Source organism: Lysobacter sp. yr284, assembly GCF_900107375.1.
GTDB lineage: Bacteria > Pseudomonadota > Gammaproteobacteria > Xanthomonadales > Xanthomonadaceae > Lysobacter.
Window position 1 is genome coordinate 155,102 of the sequence record NZ_FNPT01000006.1, and the last position, 19,369, is coordinate 174,470.

The window sequence follows — 19,369 nt, forward strand, 5'->3', positions numbered from 1 at the left end:
GGCGCGGCGCCGCGCGAGGGCGACGCCGCAAGCTCGATGCGCGCTCAGCGCGCGGGTTCCCAGAACGCCATCGAACCGTACTCCCAGCGATACGGCGCGCCGGTGTCGCCGAGCGCGAACGCGACCAGGTGCGCGAACGCGGGCTCGGCGCGCACGTCGTTGGACAGCAGCACCACGCAGCGGCGGCGGCGTTCGATGCAGACCAGGGTGTTGCCGGTGTTGTCGTCGTGGCCGCCCTTCATGAAGCCCGCGCCCTGCGGCCCGCGGAAGCTCACCACGCCCAGGCCGGCGGCGAGGTCGGGCCGGCGCTGCGCGGCGGGCAGGTCGGGCTGCAGCACCGGGAACTGCGAGGCGCTGGCGATCGGCAACTGCGCGCGCGCCATGTCCTTGCGCGCGCGCGCCGACAGGCCGTCGCCGCGCACCAGCGCCGCGGCGAAGCGGGCCATGTCGGCGATGCTGGTGTCCATCGAACCGGCGGCGCGCACCCGGCTGCGCTCGTCGTGCGCGACCGCGGCGCCGTCGCGGGTCCAGCCGTCGGCGAGGTTGGCGGCGAAGCGCGGCTGCCACAGCATCGCGGTGTCGCGCATGCCCAGCGGCGCGAACACGCGTTCGTCCATTTCCCGGCCCAGGTCCAGGCCGAGCCCGCGTTCGAGCGCGAACTGCAGCAGGATCAAACCTTCGCCGGAATAGGAATAGCGCGTGCCCGGTTCGAAATGGATGCGCAGGCGGCGGTCGGGTTCGAGGAAGGCGAAGTTGGCGAAGCCGCCGGAGTGGGTGAGCAGGTGGCGCGCGGTGAGCCGGCGCCAGCGCTCGTCGCCGGCGAGGTCGGCGTAGGGGCCGTACTTGCGGTCGGCGGGGTAGTCGGGCAGCGGCCGGTCGAAGTAGCCGGCGAGCGGCCGGTCGAGTTCGATCGTGCCGGCATCGACCAACTGCAGCACGGTGTAGGCGAACACCGTCTTGGTCAGCGAGGCGGCGTACATCACCGTGTCGGTGCGCAACGGTTCGCCGCGCGCGTTGCGCTCGCCGTAGGCGCGGACCTGGACGACGCGGCCGTCGTCGACGATCGCGACCGCCAGCCCGCGCGCGCCGGTCGCGGCCATGGCGCGGGCGACTTCGGCGTCGAGCGCGGCCGGCCCCGGCAGCGCATGGGGACGGGCGGTGGCCATGGGCAGCGCGGCGGCGAGCAGCAGGGCGGCCGCGGCGGCGCGCGGGCGGCGGAGCATGAAAGCGAGCGAGGGCATGGCGCGTTCTCCTGGGATTCACCACACTCGACGCCCGGGGCCGGCGGAACTTACATCGCCGCGATGCGATGCAACGGGCGGGGGACCGGCGCGGCGATGTAAGTTCCGCCGCGCCGGCGCGTCTGCTGTGTCGAGACCCACGAACGGATCCCGATCCATGACCTTCCTGAGCGCCCGCATCCAGAGGAGCGAGCCGATGAGCGCAAGCGAGCAGTCCCGGTTGGCCGAGTCGCTGGCGCGGCAGTACGGGCGGCTGGTGTTCCAGGCCGCCTACCGCGTGCTCGGCGACGCCGCCCAGGCCGAGGACGTGCAGCAGGAGGTGTTCCTGCGCCTGCTGCAGTCCGGCGGCCAGGACGCGGTGGAGTCCTGGCCGGCCTACCTGTCGGCGGCGGCCTCGCGCGCGGCCATCGACGTGCTGCGCCGGCAGCGACGCTGGTGGCGGGCGCTGCCGCTGTGGCGCGCGCAGCAGCCCGGCGCGGCGGAGTCGGCCGAACAGGCCAGCCTGCACGACGAACGCGCGCGCCGCCTGCGCCAGGCGCTGGCCGGGCTGCCGCGGCGCGAGGCGCAGTGCTTCGGCCTGCGCTACCTGGAAGGGATGGAGATCGCCCAGATCGCCGAATGCCTGCGACTGAGCGCCAACAACGTCAACGTCGTCCTGCACCGCGCCCGCCGCCGGCTCGAAGCCGAACTGGGCGAGCGCGGCGACACCACGGAGATCGCGCCATGAGCCGCCACGAACACGAACTCTCCAAGCCGCTGGCCGACGCGGTGCGCGCCGTGCAGGCCGCGCCCGCCGATGCGGCCGACGCCGTCCAGGCGCGCTTGCTCGAACGCCTGCGCGCGCAGCCGCGCCCGGCCGCCGGCGCGCGTCGCCCGGCGCTGCCGCGCTGGCTCGCCGCCGGCGCGGTCGCGGCGCTGGCGATCGTCGCGGTCCTGGCGCTGCCGCTGCTGCCCGGCGGCGGCGACGCCTTCGCCGCCGTGCAGCAGCGCCTGCGCGAGGCCGCCGTGCTCGACCTGCAGGTGGTCCAGCGCATCGACGGGCGGGTGCTGCAGACCTCGCGCACCGTGGTCGACCGGCGCGGCGTGCTGCGCACCGATGTCGGCGCGCAGCTGAGCGTGATCGTCGATCCGCCGCGCCGGCGGGTGCTGACCCTGCTGCACGATTCGCGCGAAGCCCTGGTCGTGCCGCTGAGCGCGCAGGCCGCGGCGGCCGCCGGCGACCTGGGCTGGTTGCGCGAACTGCGCGAATTCAAGGGCCGCGCCGAGCGCCTGCCCGACCAGCGCGATCGCGACGGCCGCGCCGTGCAGCGCTGGTCGCTGCGCCTGGGCGGCACGCCGGCGCAAGTGTGGGCCGACGCCGCCGGCCTGCCGCTGCGGGTGCGCCGGGCCGGGCCGGGCGGGCTGCAGATCGATTACCGCTTCACGCTCGACCCGCCGCTGGCGCCGGGCTGGCTCAGCAGCGAGCCGCCGGCGGGTTATGCGCCGGTGCGCGCGCAGCGCTGAACTACGCGGCGCCTACGGCCTTGGGTTTTCTTGCGCGCCGGCCCGCTTGGGCAGGTACGGCAGCGCGAACAGATACAGGCCGGTCAGCGCCAGCAGCGCGAGCGGCGCCAGCGGCACGTAGGACATCCACAGCAGCGGCCGCTCCTGCGCCAGGGCGATGGTGGTGGCGATCACGCTGAGGAAGAAGGCGACGGACGTCCAGCGGTGGAACTGGCGGACCCACGGGGTCGGGCGCATGGCGTTCTCCAGGAAGGATGGCCGGGCGCGGGCAAGCCGCGCCCGTGCGGCCGCCGGACGCGGCCGCTTGCGGAAGTTCGGGAGGTTCCGGGACGCGGCCCGGGAAGATTGCGCGGCGCCGACGCGATGCGCCGCCGCGCGGGCGCGGGCTCAGCCGCGCGACGCAGTCTGCTGGATGCGGATCAGGTTGCCGGCGGGGTCGCGCACCGCGCAATCGCGCAGGCCGTAGGGCTGGTCGACCGGTTCCTGCACGATCTCGGTATCGCCGGCCTGCAGCTTGGCGAAGGTGCCGTCCAGGTCGGGCGTGGCCAGGTTGAGCATGGCGAAGCTGCCCTTGGCCATCATCTCGGCGATCGCGCGCTGTTCGGCGTCGGTGAGGCCGGGCGTGGCCTGCGGCGGGTACAGCACGATCGCGGTGTCGGGCTGGCCGGCCGGGCCGACGGTGATCCAGCGCAGGCCCTGGTAGCCGACGTCCTTGCGCACTTCGAAGCCGAGCGCGTCGCGGTAGAAGGCCAGCGAGGCCTCCGGGTCGGTGTGCGGAAGGAAGCTGGAATGGATGCTGAGGTTCATGGCGGTGTCCTGCGGTGGGTGGCGGGTGAGGCCATGCTAGGCGGGCGTGCGCCGCTACGCTTCTCGATTCCTGATCGGTCGCGTCACCTGCTTGGCGACGCAGGCCGGCATGCCGTCGGTGGCGTCGGCCTGCTGGCGCTGGTAGACGCTCGGCGGCATCCCGACCAACTCGGCGAAGCGGGTGCTGAAGGTGCCCAGCGACGAGCAGCCGACCGCGAAGCAGACCTCGGTGACGCTGAGCCCGCCGGCGCGCAGCAGCGCCATCGCCCGTTCGATCCGCCGGGTCATCAGGTAGGAATACGGCGATTCGCCGTAGGCGGCGCGGAACTGCCGGCTCAGGTGCCCGGCCGACATGTGCGCGCCGCGCGCCAGCGCTTCCACGTCCAGCGGCTGGGCGTACTCGCGGTCGATGCGGTCGCGGACCTTGCGCAGGCGCGCCAGGTCGCGCAGGTGGACCGGGTCGAGGGGGCTGTCGTTCACCGCGGCGATGCTGCCACTGTCGCCGGATGCGCTCAAGCCGGCGCCGGCGCGAAGGCCGCGCACGCCGCGGGCATGACAGCGCAGGTGACAGCGGACGCGACCGATGGCACGGGCCGGGCCCGACGCGGCTTGGCAGCATCGGCGCCATCGCCCGCCGATGGCCGTCGGCCTCGCGCGCGGCCGGCCCCGCGTCGTCCAAGGAATCCGCACATGCCAGGTCTTCGTTCCGCGCTCGTCGCCGCCGCGCTGCTCGCGACGGCGTTGCCGGCCGTCGCCGCCGACACCGCGTCCCTGGTCGGTACGTGGCGGGTCGAACGCATCGTCGATACCGACGCCGACGGCAAGCAGCACTATCCCTACGGCGAGCGACCCAAGGGCTACATCGTCTACGACCCCAGCGGCCACCTGCACGTGCAGATCATGCGCACCCCGGCGCCGCCGCCGTTCGCGGCCGGCGACGACGCCAAGGGCAGCGATGCGGAAACGCGCGCGGCGTTCCTGGGCTATGCCGCCTACTTCGGCACCTGGCGCGTCGATGCGGCCAAGGGCGTGGTGACGCACTGGGTCGAGGGCAGCCTGATGCCCAGCTACACCGGCACCGACCAGCCGCGGCCGTTCCGGATCGACGGCGACGTGCTGACCATCGAGGGCGACAGCGACGGCGTGCACTTCCTGCGGCGATTGCGCCGGGTGCGCTGAGCGCGCTCAGTCGGGCGACGGGCTGGGCGACAGTTCGCCGTTCCAGTCGTTGAACAGGAAGCCGCCGGTGCCCTCTTGCAGGGTCGATTGCACTTCGATCAGGGTGTTCATCTCTTCCAGGGCTTCGTCGAGGTCGTCGATGGCGATCTCGAAACGCGCGTCGCAGCCGCGCAACGCGTCTGCGTAGGCGCCGCCGGCGGCGATCGCGGCCGCCTCCTGCGCGACCTGCGCGCCGTGGACGAAACCGATCCGCAGCACCGGGCCGTCTTCGTCCCAGCTCGCGTTCAAGCCATGCGGCGCCGGCTCGACGTTCAAGCCCTGCGCCGACAGCGCCTGCCGCGCCCAGTCCAGGTCGAAGGCGGCGCGGGCGAAGAGCACCAGCGAAACGGCGTCGGTCACGTGCGGCTCCTTGCGCGGGCAGGCCCCGATCCGGGGCGACGACCACGATAGCGCGTTCGTGCGCGCGCGGCGCGGGCGAAGGCGCGGCGCCGCGGCGGGATCGGACGCGGCTCCGACAAGGCGCCGCGCACACTGCCGGCGTACGGGCCCAGCGCCCGGCGTTCGTCCGCCGCCGCCCACGCCAACGAGTTCCGCCTCCGCGCCATGAACGCCCCGACCGTCGCGCCGTCCGCCTCCGCCTCCGCCTCCGTCGCCGCCTCCGCCGCAACGCTGAGCAAGGTGCCGCAGGTCACCGCCGCGTTCTGGGCGGTCAAGATCCTCGCCACCACGCTGGGCGAGACCGGCGGCGATGCGGTGTCGATGTCGATGGGCCTGGGCTACCTGCTCGGCAGCGTGGTGTTCGCGGCGCTGTTCGCGCTGGCGGTGTGGATGCAGATCCGCGCGCGCGCGTTCCACCCGTTGCTGTACTGGGCCGCGATCCTCGCCAGCACCATGGTCGGCACCACCCTGGCCGATTTCGCCGACCGCTCGCTCGGAATCGGCTACAGCGGCGGCGCCGCGCTGCTGCTGGCCCTGCTGCTGGCCGCGCTGTGGGCCTGGCACCGCAGCCTGGGCTCGATCGCGGTGGAAAGCGTCGCCGGGCCGCGCGCGGAAGGTTTCTACTGGCTGACCCTCATGTGCTCGCAGACGCTGGGCACCGCGCTGGGCGACTGGGTCGCCGACACCGCGGGGCTGGGCTACCTGGGCGGGATCGGCGTGTTCGCGCTGGCGCTGGCCGTGGTGGCGGCGCTGCACCGCTGGAACGCGGTTTCGCGCACCGCGTCGTTCTGGGCCGCGTTCGTGCTGACCCGGCCGCTGGGCGCGGTGTTCGGCGACTTCCTCGACAAGCCGCTGGCCAGCGGCGGGCTGGCACTGAGCCGCTACAGCGCCTCGCTGGTGTTGGCGGGGCTGATCGTGGCGCTGCTGTGGCTGCTGCCGCAGCGCGCGGCGCAGCGGACGCTCTGAACGCGCCGGCGGCTGCGGCGGGGCCGGCTTCGTCGCTGCGCAGCCGGTTTCGTCGCCCCGCCCGCGGTTTCGTCGCAGCGCGCTTGCCGCGCCGGCGCGCGCCGCCGCAGTCTGGCCCTGCGCCGGCTCCGCGGCGTCGTCCTGGAAGGAAGCCGCCCCGTGAAGACGCTGTTCGTCCTGCTTGCCTGGTGCCTGCTGTTCGTGCTGTGTTGGCCGCTGGCGCTGCTCGCGCTGGCGCTGTGGCCGCTGGTGTGGCTGCTGTCGCTGCCGCTGCGCCTGGTCGGTATCACCCTGGGCGCGGTGTTCGCATTCCTGCAGTCGCTGCTGTACCTGCCCGCGCGCCTGCTCGGCTGGCGCCCGGCGGCGCCGCAGTACGCGCCGTAAGCCGCGCGCCGCGGCGTCGTTCTCGAGCGGGCTTCGCGCTCAGAACGCGTAGAGCCACTGCGAGAGCGCCTGCAGGAAATAATCCGGTGGCTGGTGGTCGCGCAGCCCGCCGCCGCCGGAATACTGGCCGCCGGCGTACAGGGTGAAGCGCACGCCGGTCTTGCAGCCGCGGTAGACGCGGGTTTCGCCGCTGCGGTCGTAGTCGCGCGAACACTGCTGGCGCGCGGTCCAGAACGCGTCGTGTTCCTCGCCGAACAGCCCGTCCGGGCTGGCGTCGCCGAAGTGGTCGTCGTCGCGGCCGAAGAAGGTCCACACCGCCGGCATGCCGGTGCAGTCGCCATCGCTGGTCGGCGAACCGAACCAGTACGGCCGGTTCGCCGCCACCGGCGCGATCGCGCGGAAGTGCGCGCCCAGGTAGCAACCGACCACCGCGGCCATGTCGCCGCCCCAGGAATGGCCGGTGGCGAAGACGCGCTCGGTGTCGATCGAATAGTCGCGCTCGGCCTGGGCCAGCAGTTCCTCGGCGAAGCGGATGTCGTGCCAGCCGTCGTAAGGCCGGGCCTTGGGGCCCAGCGCCCAGCCGGCGACATCGCCCCAGGCGTAGGCCTGGTCGGGATAGACGAATACGGTGTCGTGCATTCGCGGCTCCAGGCCGACGACCTGCGGCGGCCGCCAGCCCGCGCCGAACCATTCGTGCATCTCGCGGCCGCGGGTGTCGGTGCCGGCGAACACCATGACCAGCCGGTAGCGCTTGCTGCGGTCGTAGTTCGCCGGCAGCGCGACGTAGTAGCTGCGTTCGCCGCCGGCGGCATCGGAAAACACGTGCGAACGCTGGCCGCTGGGCGGCGCCGGGTCCGCGGCGGGCGCCGGGCCCGGCAGGCCGGCGACGGCGAGCAGCGCGAGGATCGCGGGGGCATGCAGGGGCGAGCGCATGGTTCGGCTTGTGGTGAGGAAAAATGCGGTGGCGGTGGCGGTGGCGGTGGCGGTGGCGGTGGCGGGCGCGGGCGCGGCGCCGGGCGCGATCCGGCCGGCAGGCGGGAATCGGCGCGCGGCCGGGGGAATCGGCGTTCGCCCCCGTAGGCAGCCCCAGGCGGGGCGTACCCACCTTGGCGCAGCGCGCGCGGCGCGTCTTGAGCGGTTTGCGCGGCGGCGATGCGGATATGGGCCGAGTGCGGGTCCAGGCAGCGAATCCGCCGCGAGCGCGGCCGCAATCGCCGCAATCGCGCGCCCTCGGCGGTCTTGGCGCGGCCTGCGGCCAGCACATCGGCGCGGCCGCGTCAATGCGCCGCGGCGGTTTACCCGGTTCAGCCGCGATGACCGCCGGCCCAACCGCGATGCCGCGCGAACCGCGGGCGGTCGCACCGCGCGTGTAAAATGACGAACTTTTAGCCAGACCAGTTTGATAGTGGAAGCTTCTCGACGGGCGGCGGTCCGTGGTCCGACCTTCATCCGCCTGCTCGCCCGCCTCGCCGATGCCGACGCCGCGCCCGATGCGCAACCGCTGTCGGACCGGCTCAGCCAATGGATCGAATGGACCCAGACCCTGGCGCTGTCGGCAGCGCTGGACGGTGCCCCCGCGGTTGCGGGTTTCGGCGCGGCCGGTACGGTCCAGGCCGAGGCGGACGAGTGCGCGCGGGTACGGCGGATGCTGGCCGCGGCCATCGACGGCGATCGCGCGTTCGCGCCGCCGCGCGCGGGCGCGGGCGCCGCTGCGGCGCGCTCCGCGGCCACGGTCGAGGACACCGGCGACTACCCGTTCTTCCGCCAGCGCTACCTGGCGCTGCAGCAGACCCTGGAAGCCGGCGCCGGCCGCCTGCGCGAGCGCTTGCGCGAGCGACTGACCGTGGCCTCGCCCGGACTGGCCCGGCTGGCCGCGCTGGACGCGGTGATGGAACGCGCCCTGGGCCGGCGCGAACGCAGCCTGCTCGGCGCCGCGCCGGCGCTGCTGGGCCGACGCTTCGAACGCCTGCGCCAACGCGCGCAGGACGCCGCCGACGGCGGCGAACCCGACCGAGAGACCTGGCTGGCCCGCTTCCGCACCGACATGCGCGAGGCCTTGCACGCCGAACTGGATCTTCGACTTCAACCTTCGCAGGGCCTGCTCGACGCCCTGCGCGCACGCGCAAACGACTGACATGCTCAACAAATCGCTTCACGCCGCCGTCTTCGTCGCCGGCCTCGTCCTCGTGGCCTGGGTCGGCGCCGGCACCCTGGGTTCGCATCCGCTGGCGCTGGCGGTACTGGCGCTGATCGCCGCTGGCTACCTCGCCGGCGGGCTGGAACTGCGCCGTTATCGCCAGGCCACCGCGACGCTGCAGCGCGCGCTGGACGAGTTGCCCGCGCCGGCGGACCCAGCCGACGGCGACGACGGCCGGCTCGATGGCTGGCTCGGCCGCCTGCATTGTTCGCTGCGCAGCGCGGTGCGCCTGCGCATCGAAGGCGAGCGCGCGCCGCTGCCGGCGCCGACGCTGACGCCGTACCTGGTCGGCCTGCTGGTGCTGCTGGGCATGCTCGGCACCCTGCTGGGCATGACCGTGACCCTGCGCGGCACCGGCCTGGCGCTGGAAAGCGCCAGCGACCTGCAGGCGATCCGCGCCGCGATCGCCGCGCCGGTCGCCGGCCTGGGCTTCGCCTTCGGCACCTCGATCGCCGGCATCGCCGCGTCGGCCATGCTCGGCCTGCTCGCGGCGCTGTGCCGGCGCGAGCGCGCCGCCGCCGTACAGCGCCTCGACGCCGCCGCGGCCGGCGCGCTGCGCACGCATTCGCGCGCCTACCGACACGAACGGCGCCGCGCGCAGGCCTTCGAACTGCTGCAGCGCCAGACCGAGACCATGCCCGCGCTGGTCGCGCAGTTGCAGTCGGCGATGGCCGCGCTGGAACGCCACAGCGACAGCGCGCACGAGCGCCAGCTCGAACGCCAGGACGCGTTCCACCAGCGCAGCGAAGCCGCGTACGCGCGCCTGGCCGAATCGTTCGAGCGCTCGCTCAAGGACAGCGTCGGCGAAGGCGCGCGCGCCGCGGGCGCGGCGCTGCAGCCGGTGGCGGACGCGACCATGGCCGCGCTCGCGCGCGAGGGCGCGGCGCTGCACGAACGCGTCGGCAGCGCGGTGCAGCAGCAGCTCGACGGCCTCGCGGCCGGATTCGCCGGCGCCGCGGGCGCGGCCGCCGAAGGCTGGAGCCGCGTCCTGGCCGACCACCGCGGCGGCAACGAAGCGCTGCTGCGCGAGCTGCGCGGCGCGCTGGAAGGATTCGCCGGCACCTTCGAGCGCGGCGCCGCCGGCTTGCTCAAGGACGTCTCCACGCAGTTGGAAGCCAGCCACGGCCGCAGCGCGCAGACCTGGGACGAGGCCCAGGCGCGCCAGGGCGATGCCAACCAGGCGCTGGCCGATCGCCACCAGCAAGCGCTGGGCGGCGCCGCGGCCGCGTTCGAACAACACGCCGCGGCGTTGGTGGCGGTGGTCGAGCGTTCCCACGCCGACCTGCAGGATGCGCTGCAATCGCGCGACCGCGAACGCCTATCGGCCTGGACCGAATCCTTCGGCGCGATGAGCGCTGCGCTGGGCGAGCGCTGGGAGCAGTCGCAGACGCTGACCGCGCAGCGCCAGCAGGACATTTGCGCGACCTTGGCGCGCACCGCCGACGAGATGTCGGCGCAGGCGCAGGCGCACGCGCGCGACACCGTGGCCGAGATCGAGCGCCTGGTCGACGCCGCCGCGCAAGCGCCCAAGGCCGCGGCCGGCGTGGTCGCCGGGTTCCAGACGCACGCGGCCGAACTGGTGGGCATCGTCCGCGACTCGCACGCGCAGCTGCACGCCGCGCTGGAATCGCGCGACCGCGAGCGCCTGGCGATGTGGACCGAGGCGTTCGGGGCGATGACCGCCGAACTCGGCCAGCGCTGGCAGCAGGCCGGCGAAGCGGTCGCCGGCCGCCAGCTGGAGGTCTGCGACACCCTCGCGCGCACCGCCCAGGAGGTCTCGGCGCAGAGCCAGGCCCAGTCCCGCGACACCATCGCCGAGATCTCGCGCCTGGTCGATGCCGCTGCGCAAGCGCCCAAGGCCGCCGCCGAAGTCGTCGCCGAACTGCGCCAGAAGCTGTCCGACAGCATGGTCCGCGACACCGCCATGCTGGAAGAACGCAACCGCCTGCTGGCGACGCTGGAAACCCTGCTCGACGCGGTCAATCACGCCTCCGGCGAGCAGCGCGCCGCGGTCGATGCGCTGGTCGCGTCCTCGGCCGAACTGCTCGAACGCGCCGGCGCGCGCCTCAACGAACGCGTCGAAGCCGACGCCGGCAAGCTCGACGCCGCCGCCGCGCAACTCGGCGCCGGCGCGGTCGAGGTCGCCAGCCTCGGCGACGCCTTCGCCGCGCTGGTGCAGCAGTTCGGCGACACCCACGAGCGCCTGGCCGACCGCCTGCAGGGCGTGGAAGTCGCGCTGGACAAGTCGCTGGCGCGCAGCGACGAGCAACTGGCCTACTACGTCGCGCAGGCGCGCGAAGTGGTCGACCTCAGCGTGCTGAGCCAGAAGCAGATCATCGACGAACTGCAGCGCGTGGCCGACGGCCAGGCCGCGGCGCACGGCGGCCCCGGAGCGCAGGCGGCGTGAGCGCGGAGATCGAAGACGACGCCGGCATCGACTCCGGCGCGCCGGTATGGGCCGCCTTCGGCGACCTGATGTCGGTGCTGCTGGGCGTGTTCGTGCTGATCCTGGTCGGGGTGATCGGCGCGCAGATGCAGCTGTCCAGCCGCCTCGACGAGGAAGTGAAGCAGCGCAAGATCGAAGCCCAGCGCCGCCAGACCCTGGAGCGCGCGCTGGCCGCGCCGCTGGCGAGCGGGCGGGTGACCCTGGTCGACGGCCGCATCGGCATCAGCGGCAACGTGCTGTTCGCGCTGAACTCCGATCAGTTGCAGCCGCAGGGGCGCGAACTGCTCAAGACCCTGGCCGGCCCGCTGACCGAGTACCTGCGCTCGCGCGACGAGATCCTGATGGTCAGCGGCTTCACCGACGACCGCCTGGTGCGCGAGAGCAACCGCCAGTTCGCCGACAACTGGGAGCTGTCGGCGCAGCGTTCGCTGACCGTGACCCGCGCGCTGATCGCCGCGGGCGTGCCGCAGACGGCGGTGTTCGCCGCCGCGTTCGGCGCCCAGCAGCCGGTGGATTCCAACGCCGAGGAAGCCGGGCGTGCGCGCAACCGGCGGGTGGAGATCGCGCCGATGCCGCGTCCGACCCAGGCCGCCGCGCCGCCGCGCGGGTCGCGATGACTCAGGCCCGTGCGAACGCGGGCGGGCCCGATCCGCGGGCCACGCTGGAAGCCTGGCGCGCGCAGGGCGAAGACCGCCGCGATCGCGCCGGTTTCGCCCGCATCGACGCGCTGGAGCGCCGCGCCGCGGCGCAGGACGGCGAACTGCGGCGGGTGCTGGATGCGCGGGTGCGCGAGATGATGATCGCGTACGCCGGCGAACTGGAGCGCAGCGCGGTGCGGGCGCGCGAGGCGGCCGTTGGCAAGGCGGACGCTGCCACCGCGGCCTCGCCCGCCGAGGCCGTCGCGCGCAAGGGCGGCAAGCGCAAGCCGCGGGCGGGCGCGGAAACCGCGCCGGCGCCGGCGCCGACCTTGGCCGAACTGACCCAGCGCCTGGAGGCGTTGGTGGCGACGCGCGAGGCGGCTTCCGCCGATGCGCCGCGGGCCGCGTTCCCGCAACTGGCCGCGCTCGACGAATTCCGCATGCGCTTCTCGCGCCTGCGCATGGACCGGCAGCTGCGCGAGTCGCTGGAACCGTCGTCCACCGACGCCGGCCCGCTCAATTCCGGCCGGCTCGTGCACCGCGCGCTGAGCACCATGCAGGCGCTGGCGCCGGAGTACCTGCAGCAGTTCATGGCTTATGTCGATGCGCTGGCGTGGATGGAACGGCTCGGCGGCGTGGCCGAGGCCGATGAACCGGCCGTGGCCGCGGGCGGCGGCAAGCGCGGGCGCAAGCGCCGCGAATAGCGCGGACGTTGCGTCCGCGACGACCCTTCAGCGCCGCCTGACCGAACGCAGGTAGGCGCAGAACATGTCGGCCATGGCTTCGGCGTAGGTTTCGATCTCCTGCGCGCTGCGCGGGGTTTCCGAAAATTCCTTGCCGACCTGCGACAAGGTGGTGATGACCAGGTCGCCGGCGACGGTGCGCGCCGCCTCGTCGGCCTGCGGCAGCGCTTCGCGCATGAACGCCTCGAACGCGCGCTCGCTGGCGGCATGGGCCTGGCGCGCCTCGGGCGCGTCGCGGTACAGCGGCGCGGCGTCGGCCAGGGCCACCCGCATCGCCGCTTCCTCGCATTCCGAACGCACGAAGGCATGCACCAGCTCGCGCAGCCGGCGCAGCGGCGGCCTGCGCGCGTCTTCCAGGATCGCGCACAGCAGCGCGGTGGTCTGGCCCCATTCCTGCGTCTGCAGGCGGAACAGGATCGCCGCCTTGTTGGGGAAATATTGGTACAGCGAGCCGACGCTGACCCCGGCGCGCTCGGCCACGCGCGCGGTGGTGAAGCGCTGCGCGCCTTCCTTCGCCAAAACCTGAGCGGCGGCCTCCAGGATCACCGCGACCGAGTCGCTCGAGCGCGCCTGCCGGGGCTGTTTTCGCTGGGAAATCTGCGGTTTTTTCGGGTCGGTCATGGGGGCTGCGCCAATGCGAATAGCGAACCTGACGAATCAGTCGCATTCTGATTCTACCCCCAACGACGCCCGCATACGGGCCGGAGACACCGCAATGAATACCTCCGTTGCCAGCCATGGCGCGACCAATACGCTTACTGCCGCGCCGCTGTCGGCGCTGATCCAGCGCCTGTTCGACGAGGCCGACGCGACCTCGCCGATGGACGTGCCCGCGCTGGCCGCGATGCCGCGCGAAGAACACGAACGGCTGATGCGCAGCACCACCGAATACCTGGGCTTCTACGGCCAGCTCAAGGACATGCCGCTGGCGGTCTCGCGCGAGACCGGCGTGCTGCTGTACCAATTGGCGCGCAGCGCCGGCGCGCGCAACATCGTCGAGTTCGGCACCTCGTTCGGCATCTCGACCCTGCACCTGGCGGCGGCGTTGCGCGACAACGGCGGCGGCCGCCTGGTCAGCAGCGAGTTCGAGCCGTCCAAGGTCGCGCGCGCCCGCGCCAACCTCGCCGCCGGCGGCCTCGCCGACCTGGTCGAGATCCGCGAGGGCGATGCGCTGCGCACGCTCGCCGCCGACCTGCCCGAGTCGATCGACCTGGTCTTGCTCGACGGCGCCAAGGCGCTGTATCCGCAGGTGCTGGACCTGCTGGAACCGAAGCTGCGCGCCGGTGCGCTGATCGTGGCCGACAACGCCGACTACAGCCCCGACTACCTGCAGCGGGTGCGCTCGCCGCAGCGCGGTTATCTGTCGGTGCCGTTCGGCGGCGACGTGGAACTGTCGATGCGCCTGGGCTGAGCGGCGCCGCGTCCGGCCGGCGCGGCGTCAGCGCCGGCCGATGCGCACGTCGTGGAACACGCCGTCGGGATCGCAGCGGCGGCGCAGTTCGCGCAGCCGCGCCCAGTTCGCCGGGGCGAAGCAGCGTTCGACCTGGGCCGAGCGTTCTTCCAGGTCGAACTCGTTGATGTAGGCGCCGCTGGCGACGCCGGCCAGTTCGTCGTACAGCGCCTTGAGCCAGCGCCGGTTGGCCTCGTCGTCGCGCTCGGCGTCCCATTGCGCGTAGGTCGAGACGAACCAACGCCCGCGCGCGGAGAACGCCGCGTCGGGCAGTCGCGGTTCGCCGCGCCAGATCAGCAGCGGCACGCTCGCCGGCGACGGCCGCAGGGGCAGGTGCGCGGCGAGGATGCGCGCGGCCTCGGCGCCGCGGTCGGTGAGGACGTTGTCGCAGCGGTAGCGGCGCGACACCAGCATCGCCTCGCTCTGGCGGTAGATCGCCTCGAAGCTGCTGGGCTGGTCGCGCGCGAGCGGTTCGACCAGTCCGGCGGGCAAGCGCGAGAACAGCGCGGCGTGCAGCGCCTGTGCCTGTTGCGCGGTGTCGGCGAAGGCGAGCGTGCTCAGCGCGGCCTGCAGGCCGTCGCCGTGGGGCACGACCGCGATCATGACCTGGAGCGCCGGCGGCGGGTCGGCGCGCTCGACCGCCTGCAGCAACGCGCCGAGCCGGTCCAGGCCGGTGTGCGCGCTGCTGCCGGTGATGCAGGCCGGCAGCGGCTGGCAGTCGAGGTAGAACTTCACCGCCACGAAGCCGAGCCCGGGGCCGCCGCCGCGCGCGGCCCAGAACAGTTGCGGATGATGTTCGGCGTCGGCGTGCAGCAGCTCGCCGTCGGCGCCGATCAGGTCCAGCGCGCGGAGGTTGAACGCGCTCATGCCGCCCCAGGCGCGGAAGTTGATGCCGAGCCCGCCGCCGAGCAGGAAGCCGCTGAGCCCGACGTCGCCGCCGTGGCCGGTCGGGAACGCGAGCCCGTGCGGCGCCAGCGCCTGGGCCAGTTGCCGGGCGCTGACGCCGGGCTGGACCGCGGCCATGCGTGCGGCCGGATCGACGTCGATCCGGTCCAGCGCGGACAGGTCCAGCAACAGGCCGTTGTCGCGCAGGAAACAGCCGGCGTAGCTGTGGCCGCGGCCGCGCACGCTGACCGACAGGCCGTGGCGGCGGGCGAAGTCGATGCTGTGGCCGACGTCGGCGATCGATTGCGCGCGCACGATGTACTCGGGGAAGCGCTCGAAGCGACGCCCGTTCCAACAGGCGTCGCGATGCCAGCCGGCGTATTCGGCGTGGTGGCGCGAGCGCGCCTTGCCGTCGAGGTGGCGCGGAAAGACGCGGAAATCGTCGGCGTCGATGGGATCGGGGCGCAGGTCCATGGCGGGCGTCCTGTCAGTCGGTGACGGCGGAAGCGAGCGCATCGGCGGCGCGCCGGTGCGGCGGCGCGGCCGGCTGCGGCGGCGCGATGCGGGCGACCGCGCAATGCAGCGGCACGGGCGACAGCCCCAGGCGCCGCTTGATCCGGTCGTTGAGCCGGCCGCCTTCGAAACGGCGCAGCCCTTCGGCGAAGGCGTGGCGGCAGGCGGCGGCGAAGCAGATCGTGTACGGGCTGAAGTCGCTGCGGTCGTAGGCCATGCCGGCCGACCACATGCAGAACGTGTCGCGTTGCTGGAAGAAGACCATGCCGCTGACCAGGCGGCCCTGCGCCTGGATCACCACCAGCCGCGCCAGATCGCCGCACAGGCGCACGAAGCGCGCCAGCGGCGCGGCCGGGAAATAGTGCGGCGTGCCGCGGCGGGCGGTGGTGCGGAAGCACAGCTCGCAGACCTGCTCCAGCATTTCGTCGAACGGCGGCGCCAGCACCCGCGCGCTGGCGCCGCTGGCGGCGAACTTGCGCAGTTGGCGGCGCATCTCCGCGCGTCCGTCGCTCGGCAGCGCGCGCACGAAATGGTCGAAGTCGTCGAACCCGCCCAGTTGCGCGTCGTAGCGTTCGACCAGCGCATGCGTCTGCAAGCGGCCGGCGCGCGGCCGCGCCGCCTCGCCGAGGTTGAGCAGGCCGGCGTAGGCCGCGCCTTCGCGCGCGGCGGTGCGCAGCAGTGCGTCGATCAACGCTTCGCGCACGCCGCCGGCGGCTTCCAGGCACGGCACGGTGCTGTCCCAGCAATGCATCATGTGGCTGAACAAGCCCAACTCGCCGCCGCGGTCGCGGACCCCCGCCGCGCGCGCCAGCAGGCCCAGCGGGTCCACTGCGGCCAGGCGCTGCAAGTAGGCCGGCAGGCATCCGGCCAGCTCGTCGCCGGCGTATGCGCACAGGTACAGGGTCTTGTGCGTCGGCAGCAGCGGCGAGCGTTCGGCCGCGAGCAGGAAACGCCAGTCGTAGAACAGCGGCGCGCGGCTGGCGGCGTGCAGGGCTTCGTAGCTGCGTCGGTCGATCCGTTCCAGCGCATCGAACACTTCGATCCTCGGCTTCACGGCGGTCTCCTCGGATGCGTGCGGGCTTGCGCCGCCGGCGGCGCCTGGCGGCGATGCCGCGCTCAGCGGCGGCGGCACTCGACGATGGCGGCGTGCGGCCGGCGCACGTAGGCCTCCAGCTCCGGCGGCGCGTCCGCCGCCGCCTGCAGTTGCGGCGCATGCCAGCGCACCGAGTCGGCGCCGGCGCGGCGCAGCGCCGACTCGATCGCGCTGCGGCTCCAGTACCACGCGTGCACGCTGGCGTCGTAGCGTTGTTGGTAGAACAGGTCCAGGCGCAGGCGCGCGCCGTCGCGGTGCGGCTCGCGCGCATCGTCGGGGGTCATGCGGAAGCCGAAGGGCTCGTAATACGACGGCGCCGGGTCGTAGTCGGGATGGATCGGCAACGCGATCAGCCGCCCGCCCGGGCGCAGCGGCGCGAGCATCTGGAAACACATGCGCTCCAGGTCCGGCAGCGCCTGCGCATACGGCAGCACGTACACCGCCAGCACCAGGTCGAAGCCGCCGGCCTGTTCCGGCCCCAGCGCCGATACGAACTCCACCTCCAGGCGCTCGGCCGCGGCGCGGCGGCGGGCGCTGGCGAGCATGCCTTCGGCGAGGTCGTAGCCGACCACCCGGCGCGCCCCGGCGCGCTTGAGCATCCGCGCATAGGTGCCGGCGCCGCAGCCGAAGTCGAGCACGTCGGCGCCGGCGATGTCGCCGATGCGCGCGAGCACGCTCGGCGTCTCGATGTACTTGCGGAACGGCCAATCGCCGATGTCTTCGTACAGATCGGCCAGGGCTTCGAACTGGGCGGCGTTGTGCTGGGTCATCGGGCGGGTCCTCGGCGAAGGCGGGCGATGCGCGGGCGCGGCGGCGCCGAGCGCGGCGCGGCGATGCGCGCAGACGCGTTCGCCCCGGAAGTCGGTTGCGCGCGTGTCCCCTGCGCGCGGCGGTACTAGTACGTCCGAAGCCGCCCGCGCGAACGTGATGTCGAATGCACAAATGCGGCCGTTAACGCACGCTCACGCGTTCGCGCCGATCGCGTCACATCGGCGCGATGAGCCGCGGTGATGGGCGGTGAGGCGGGCGCGCGGATCGCCTGCACCGCGCGCAAAGCCAAGCGGCCGATGGGTAGGGCGAACGCATGAGCCGTTTGCGCCGCGGCTTGCGAGTCCCGGTACGAGCCGCTGCGCGCGCAGCGGCCGACCGGCCCGTGCGCGCACCGCGCGCCGTCCGCGGCCTCGGTGCCCGCGCCGGGAACCATCTACGTTTCGAAGGGATATCGATCATGAAGCTGAAACCATCCGCGACTCCCCTGCTGGCGACGCTGGCGTTGCTGGCCGCCTGGCTCCCCGCCGCGGCCGGCACGGTGACGGTGTCGCCGTCCGGCCCGACCTCGCTGTCGGGCGAAGCCACCGTGACCGTGCTGGGCCTGGACGGGCGGCTGGAACGGCAGGTGCGCTGCGCCCTGGACCTGCGCATCGCGCTCGCCGCGAGCGGCACATTCACGGTCGCCGCGATGCTGTTCTCGCCGCAGTGCTACGACCAGACCGGCACGCCGTTCGCGGTGGCCGCCGAGAACCTGTCGCAGTGGCGCGGCACCACTTCGGCCTACGACGCCCGTTCGGCGCAGTCGGGCGTAACCAATCCGCAGATCACCCTGATCGAGGACAGCGGCCTGGGGCCGCCGTACTACGCCGACTGCCGCGGCCCTTCGCTCAAGGGCCTGTACTGGGTCGGCGTGGCCGACGGCCCGCCGACGCCGGCCACGCGCCTGTACACGCCGGGGAACCAATCGATCGGCGCGACCTCGAACGGGCGCAAGTGCCACATCAGCCTGGACCTGCGTCCGTCGCCGTTCCGCAATTTCCGCTACGCCCCCTGAGCGCAGCGACGCGGATGGCGCCGCCGCCCGCCCGCAGCGCGCGGGCGGGCGGGCGGCGCGCGTCACGGCCCGAACAGTTCCAGCGGCCACAGCAGCCGCACGCCGTGGCCGGCCGGCAGCGCGCGGTCGCTGAGGATCGCGTTGCGCAGGCGCAGCGGCCGCCAGCCGCTGTCGGGCAGCGCGAACACGTGGCCGGCCTGCCCGTTCTGGACCGAGACCGCGACCTGGCGGCCGTCGAAGGCCAGGCGGAACTGCGTCAACCGGCGTCCGGGCGAGAGATCGACGACGGTCGCGGTCTGCGCCGGCGCGAGCGCGCTGAGCGGATCGGCCAGCGACCAGTCCGCCTGCGCGGGCGAATACCACTGCGCCAGGACCCGGGTCGGCGCGGGCGGGCCGGACTTCGGATCGGCTTCGCGCCACAGGCTCAGCGTCAGCACGCGGCGCTCGCCGGTCTTGTCGGAGCGGAACGACCACTCGATCAGGACTTCGCCGTCGGCGAACCCCAGCTCGCCGACCTGCACCGACAGGTCGACCGGCGCGGTCGCCGTCGCCACGGGGCGCTGCAGCTGCGCCCACGGCAGATCGTGCAGGCGCAGGCCGCCGGCGGGATCCAGCGGGCCGGGCCGGTCGCTGAACATGTCCACTTCGCAGCCGCCGCCGGCCGGTTCGTAGGGCTGCACGGTCAGCGGATTGGCGTTGTCGCAGAAGTCGTTGCCGTCCGCGGCGGACGCGGCGTTGCCGCCGAGCGCTGCGATGCACAGCAGCGCGAGGCGGAGCGGGGCATGGGATAACGGGTGACGCATGCGAACCTCCTTGTAGCGCCGGCACGGCGCCGGCGGTGGATCGGGGACATGGCGGCTGGCGCGGGGCGGCGCGGGCCGCGGCATACGCGGCCGGGACCGCCGAAGGTGGACCCGAAACCGTCGCCGGACAAGCGCGCCGCGCGGACGGCCGCGGCGGCGGCGTGGACCGTCGCGGGATACTCGCGATCCGCGCGCGCAACGGCTCATCGCCGCCGCGCCGCGCCCGGCCGGCGCCCGCCCGCGCGGCGGCTGCGCTGA

Annotated in this window: 22 protein-coding genes; 11 read left to right on the forward strand and 11 right to left on the reverse strand. The window is 73.7% G+C overall.

The features are described 5' to 3' along the window. Positions 1 to 44 precede the first annotated feature (44 nt). Complete coding sequence (locus BLV01_RS12180) at positions 45 to 1,241, reverse strand: serine hydrolase domain-containing protein (RefSeq protein ID WP_254782626.1); 1,197 nt, start codon at positions 1,239 to 1,241, stop codon at positions 45 to 47. A 157-nt stretch (positions 1,242 to 1,398) separates the two neighbouring features. On the opposite strand from BLV01_RS12180, the gene BLV01_RS12185 reads away from it, so the two are divergent. Then, on the forward strand, positions 1,399 to 1,968 hold the full coding sequence (locus tag BLV01_RS12185) for an RNA polymerase sigma factor (RefSeq protein WP_175485891.1): 570 nt from the start codon (positions 1,399 to 1,401) through the stop codon (positions 1,966 to 1,968). Then, entirely contained in the window at positions 1,965 to 2,744 is a 780-nt protein-coding gene (locus BLV01_RS12190) for a hypothetical protein (protein WP_091799541.1), read from the forward strand. The genes BLV01_RS12185 and BLV01_RS12190 overlap by 4 nt, the downstream gene beginning before the upstream one ends. A 12-nt stretch (positions 2,745 to 2,756) precedes the next feature. Here the strand turns inward: BLV01_RS12190 and BLV01_RS12195 are convergent, their stop codons facing one another. The 3 genes from BLV01_RS12195 to BLV01_RS12205 all read right to left on the reverse strand — a co-directional run bounded on the left by BLV01_RS12195 (position 2,757) and on the right by BLV01_RS12205 (position 4,031). Beyond that, positions 2,757 to 2,981 (reverse strand): hypothetical protein, encoded by a 225-nt coding sequence (locus BLV01_RS12195; protein ID WP_091799544.1) that lies wholly within the window; start codon positions 2,979 to 2,981, stop codon positions 2,757 to 2,759. A gap of 150 nt (positions 2,982 to 3,131) precedes the next feature. Next, entirely contained in the window at positions 3,132 to 3,551 is a 420-nt protein-coding gene (locus BLV01_RS12200) for a VOC family protein (RefSeq protein ID WP_091799548.1), read from the reverse strand. 54 nt (positions 3,552 to 3,605) lie between these two features. Further along, positions 3,606 to 4,031, reverse strand: coding sequence for a helix-turn-helix transcriptional regulator (locus BLV01_RS12205; protein ID WP_091800002.1), 426 nt, complete (start codon positions 4,029 to 4,031; stop codon positions 3,606 to 3,608). Between the two features lie 210 nt (positions 4,032 to 4,241). Here BLV01_RS12205 and BLV01_RS12210 point away from each other — a divergent pair, with 210 nt between their 5' ends. Continuing rightward, positions 4,242 to 4,730, forward strand: a complete 489-nt coding sequence (locus tag BLV01_RS12210; RefSeq protein WP_175485893.1) for a lipocalin-like domain-containing protein — start codon at positions 4,242 to 4,244, stop codon at positions 4,728 to 4,730. Positions 4,731 to 4,736: 6 nt separating this feature from the next. Here BLV01_RS12210 and BLV01_RS12215 read toward each other — a convergent pair whose 3' ends face one another. Next, positions 4,737 to 5,129, reverse strand: coding sequence for a hypothetical protein (locus BLV01_RS12215; RefSeq protein ID WP_217633497.1), 393 nt, complete (start codon positions 5,127 to 5,129; stop codon positions 4,737 to 4,739). A 204-nt stretch (positions 5,130 to 5,333) separates the two neighbouring features. Here BLV01_RS12215 and BLV01_RS12220 point away from each other — a divergent pair, with 204 nt between their 5' ends. Then, positions 5,334 to 6,134 carry a COG4705 family protein gene (locus BLV01_RS12220; RefSeq protein ID WP_091799553.1) on the forward strand — a complete coding sequence of 267 codons (801 nt, stop codon included), beginning with the start codon at positions 5,334 to 5,336 and terminating at the stop codon, positions 6,132 to 6,134. A 159-nt stretch (positions 6,135 to 6,293) separates the two neighbouring features. Continuing rightward, positions 6,294 to 6,518: a hypothetical protein gene (locus BLV01_RS12225; RefSeq protein WP_091799556.1), complete on the forward strand. Its 225-nt coding sequence runs from the start codon at positions 6,294 to 6,296 to the stop codon at positions 6,516 to 6,518. A gap of 39 nt (positions 6,519 to 6,557) precedes the next feature. Here BLV01_RS12225 and BLV01_RS12230 read toward each other — a convergent pair whose 3' ends face one another. Then, entirely contained in the window at positions 6,558 to 7,451 is an 894-nt protein-coding gene (locus BLV01_RS12230) for a CE1 family esterase (RefSeq protein WP_091799559.1), read from the reverse strand. 469 nt (positions 7,452 to 7,920) lie between these two features. Between BLV01_RS12230 and BLV01_RS12235 the strand changes: the two genes are divergently transcribed. The 4 genes from BLV01_RS12235 to BLV01_RS12250 are packed head-to-tail and all read left to right on the forward strand — an operon-like array spanning position 7,921 to position 12,503. Then, complete coding sequence (locus BLV01_RS12235) at positions 7,921 to 8,652, forward strand: DUF3348 family protein (RefSeq protein ID WP_091800008.1); 732 nt, start codon at positions 7,921 to 7,923, stop codon at positions 8,650 to 8,652. A gap of 1 nt (position 8,653) precedes the next feature. Then, positions 8,654 to 11,122: a DUF802 domain-containing protein gene (locus tag BLV01_RS12240; RefSeq protein WP_091799563.1), complete on the forward strand. Its 2,469-nt coding sequence runs from the start codon at positions 8,654 to 8,656 to the stop codon at positions 11,120 to 11,122. Beyond that, positions 11,119 to 11,778 (forward strand): OmpA family protein, encoded by a 660-nt coding sequence (locus BLV01_RS12245; protein ID WP_091799566.1) that lies wholly within the window; start codon positions 11,119 to 11,121, stop codon positions 11,776 to 11,778. Before BLV01_RS12240 ends, BLV01_RS12245 begins: the two co-directional genes overlap by 4 nt. After that, positions 11,775 to 12,503 carry a DUF2894 domain-containing protein gene (locus tag BLV01_RS12250; RefSeq protein WP_091799569.1) on the forward strand — a complete coding sequence of 243 codons (729 nt, stop codon included), beginning with the start codon at positions 11,775 to 11,777 and terminating at the stop codon, positions 12,501 to 12,503. The genes BLV01_RS12245 and BLV01_RS12250 overlap by 4 nt, the downstream gene beginning before the upstream one ends. 27 nt (positions 12,504 to 12,530) lie before the next feature. On the opposite strand, the gene BLV01_RS12255 is transcribed toward BLV01_RS12250, so the two are convergent. Then, positions 12,531 to 13,163 (reverse strand): TetR/AcrR family transcriptional regulator, encoded by a 633-nt coding sequence (locus tag BLV01_RS12255; RefSeq protein WP_091799572.1) that lies wholly within the window; start codon positions 13,161 to 13,163, stop codon positions 12,531 to 12,533. Between the two features lie 94 nt (positions 13,164 to 13,257). Between BLV01_RS12255 and BLV01_RS12260 the strand changes: the two genes are divergently transcribed. Next, positions 13,258 to 13,953, forward strand: coding sequence for an O-methyltransferase (locus tag BLV01_RS12260; RefSeq protein ID WP_091799575.1), 696 nt, complete (start codon positions 13,258 to 13,260; stop codon positions 13,951 to 13,953). 27 nt (positions 13,954 to 13,980) lie between these two features. Here BLV01_RS12260 and BLV01_RS12265 read toward each other — a convergent pair whose 3' ends face one another. The 3 genes from BLV01_RS12265 to BLV01_RS12275 all read right to left on the reverse strand — a co-directional run bounded on the left by BLV01_RS12265 (position 13,981) and on the right by BLV01_RS12275 (position 17,253). Continuing rightward, the gene (locus BLV01_RS12265; protein ID WP_175485895.1) at positions 13,981 to 15,351 is read right to left on the reverse strand and encodes an FAD-binding oxidoreductase; all 1,371 of its coding nucleotides are present in this window, start codon (positions 15,349 to 15,351) and stop codon (positions 13,981 to 13,983) included. 13 nt (positions 15,352 to 15,364) lie between these two features. Next, a complete protein-coding gene (locus BLV01_RS12270; protein WP_139178647.1) occupies positions 15,365 to 16,444 on the reverse strand; it encodes a GNAT family N-acetyltransferase in 1,080 nt (359 codons plus the stop codon). 62 nt (positions 16,445 to 16,506) lie between these two features. Further along, the gene (locus BLV01_RS12275) at positions 16,507 to 17,253 is read right to left on the reverse strand and encodes a class I SAM-dependent methyltransferase (protein WP_091799584.1); all 747 of its coding nucleotides are present in this window, start codon (positions 17,251 to 17,253) and stop codon (positions 16,507 to 16,509) included. A gap of 458 nt (positions 17,254 to 17,711) precedes the next feature. Here BLV01_RS12275 and BLV01_RS12280 point away from each other — a divergent pair, with 458 nt between their 5' ends. Beyond that, a complete protein-coding gene (locus tag BLV01_RS12280; protein ID WP_091799587.1) occupies positions 17,712 to 18,308 on the forward strand; it encodes a hypothetical protein in 597 nt (198 codons plus the stop codon). Between the two features lie 62 nt (positions 18,309 to 18,370). On the opposite strand, the gene BLV01_RS12285 is transcribed toward BLV01_RS12280, so the two are convergent. After that, positions 18,371 to 19,111 carry a hypothetical protein gene (locus BLV01_RS12285; protein ID WP_091799593.1) on the reverse strand — a complete coding sequence of 247 codons (741 nt, stop codon included), beginning with the start codon at positions 19,109 to 19,111 and terminating at the stop codon, positions 18,371 to 18,373. Between the last annotated feature and the right edge of the window lie 258 nt (positions 19,112 to 19,369).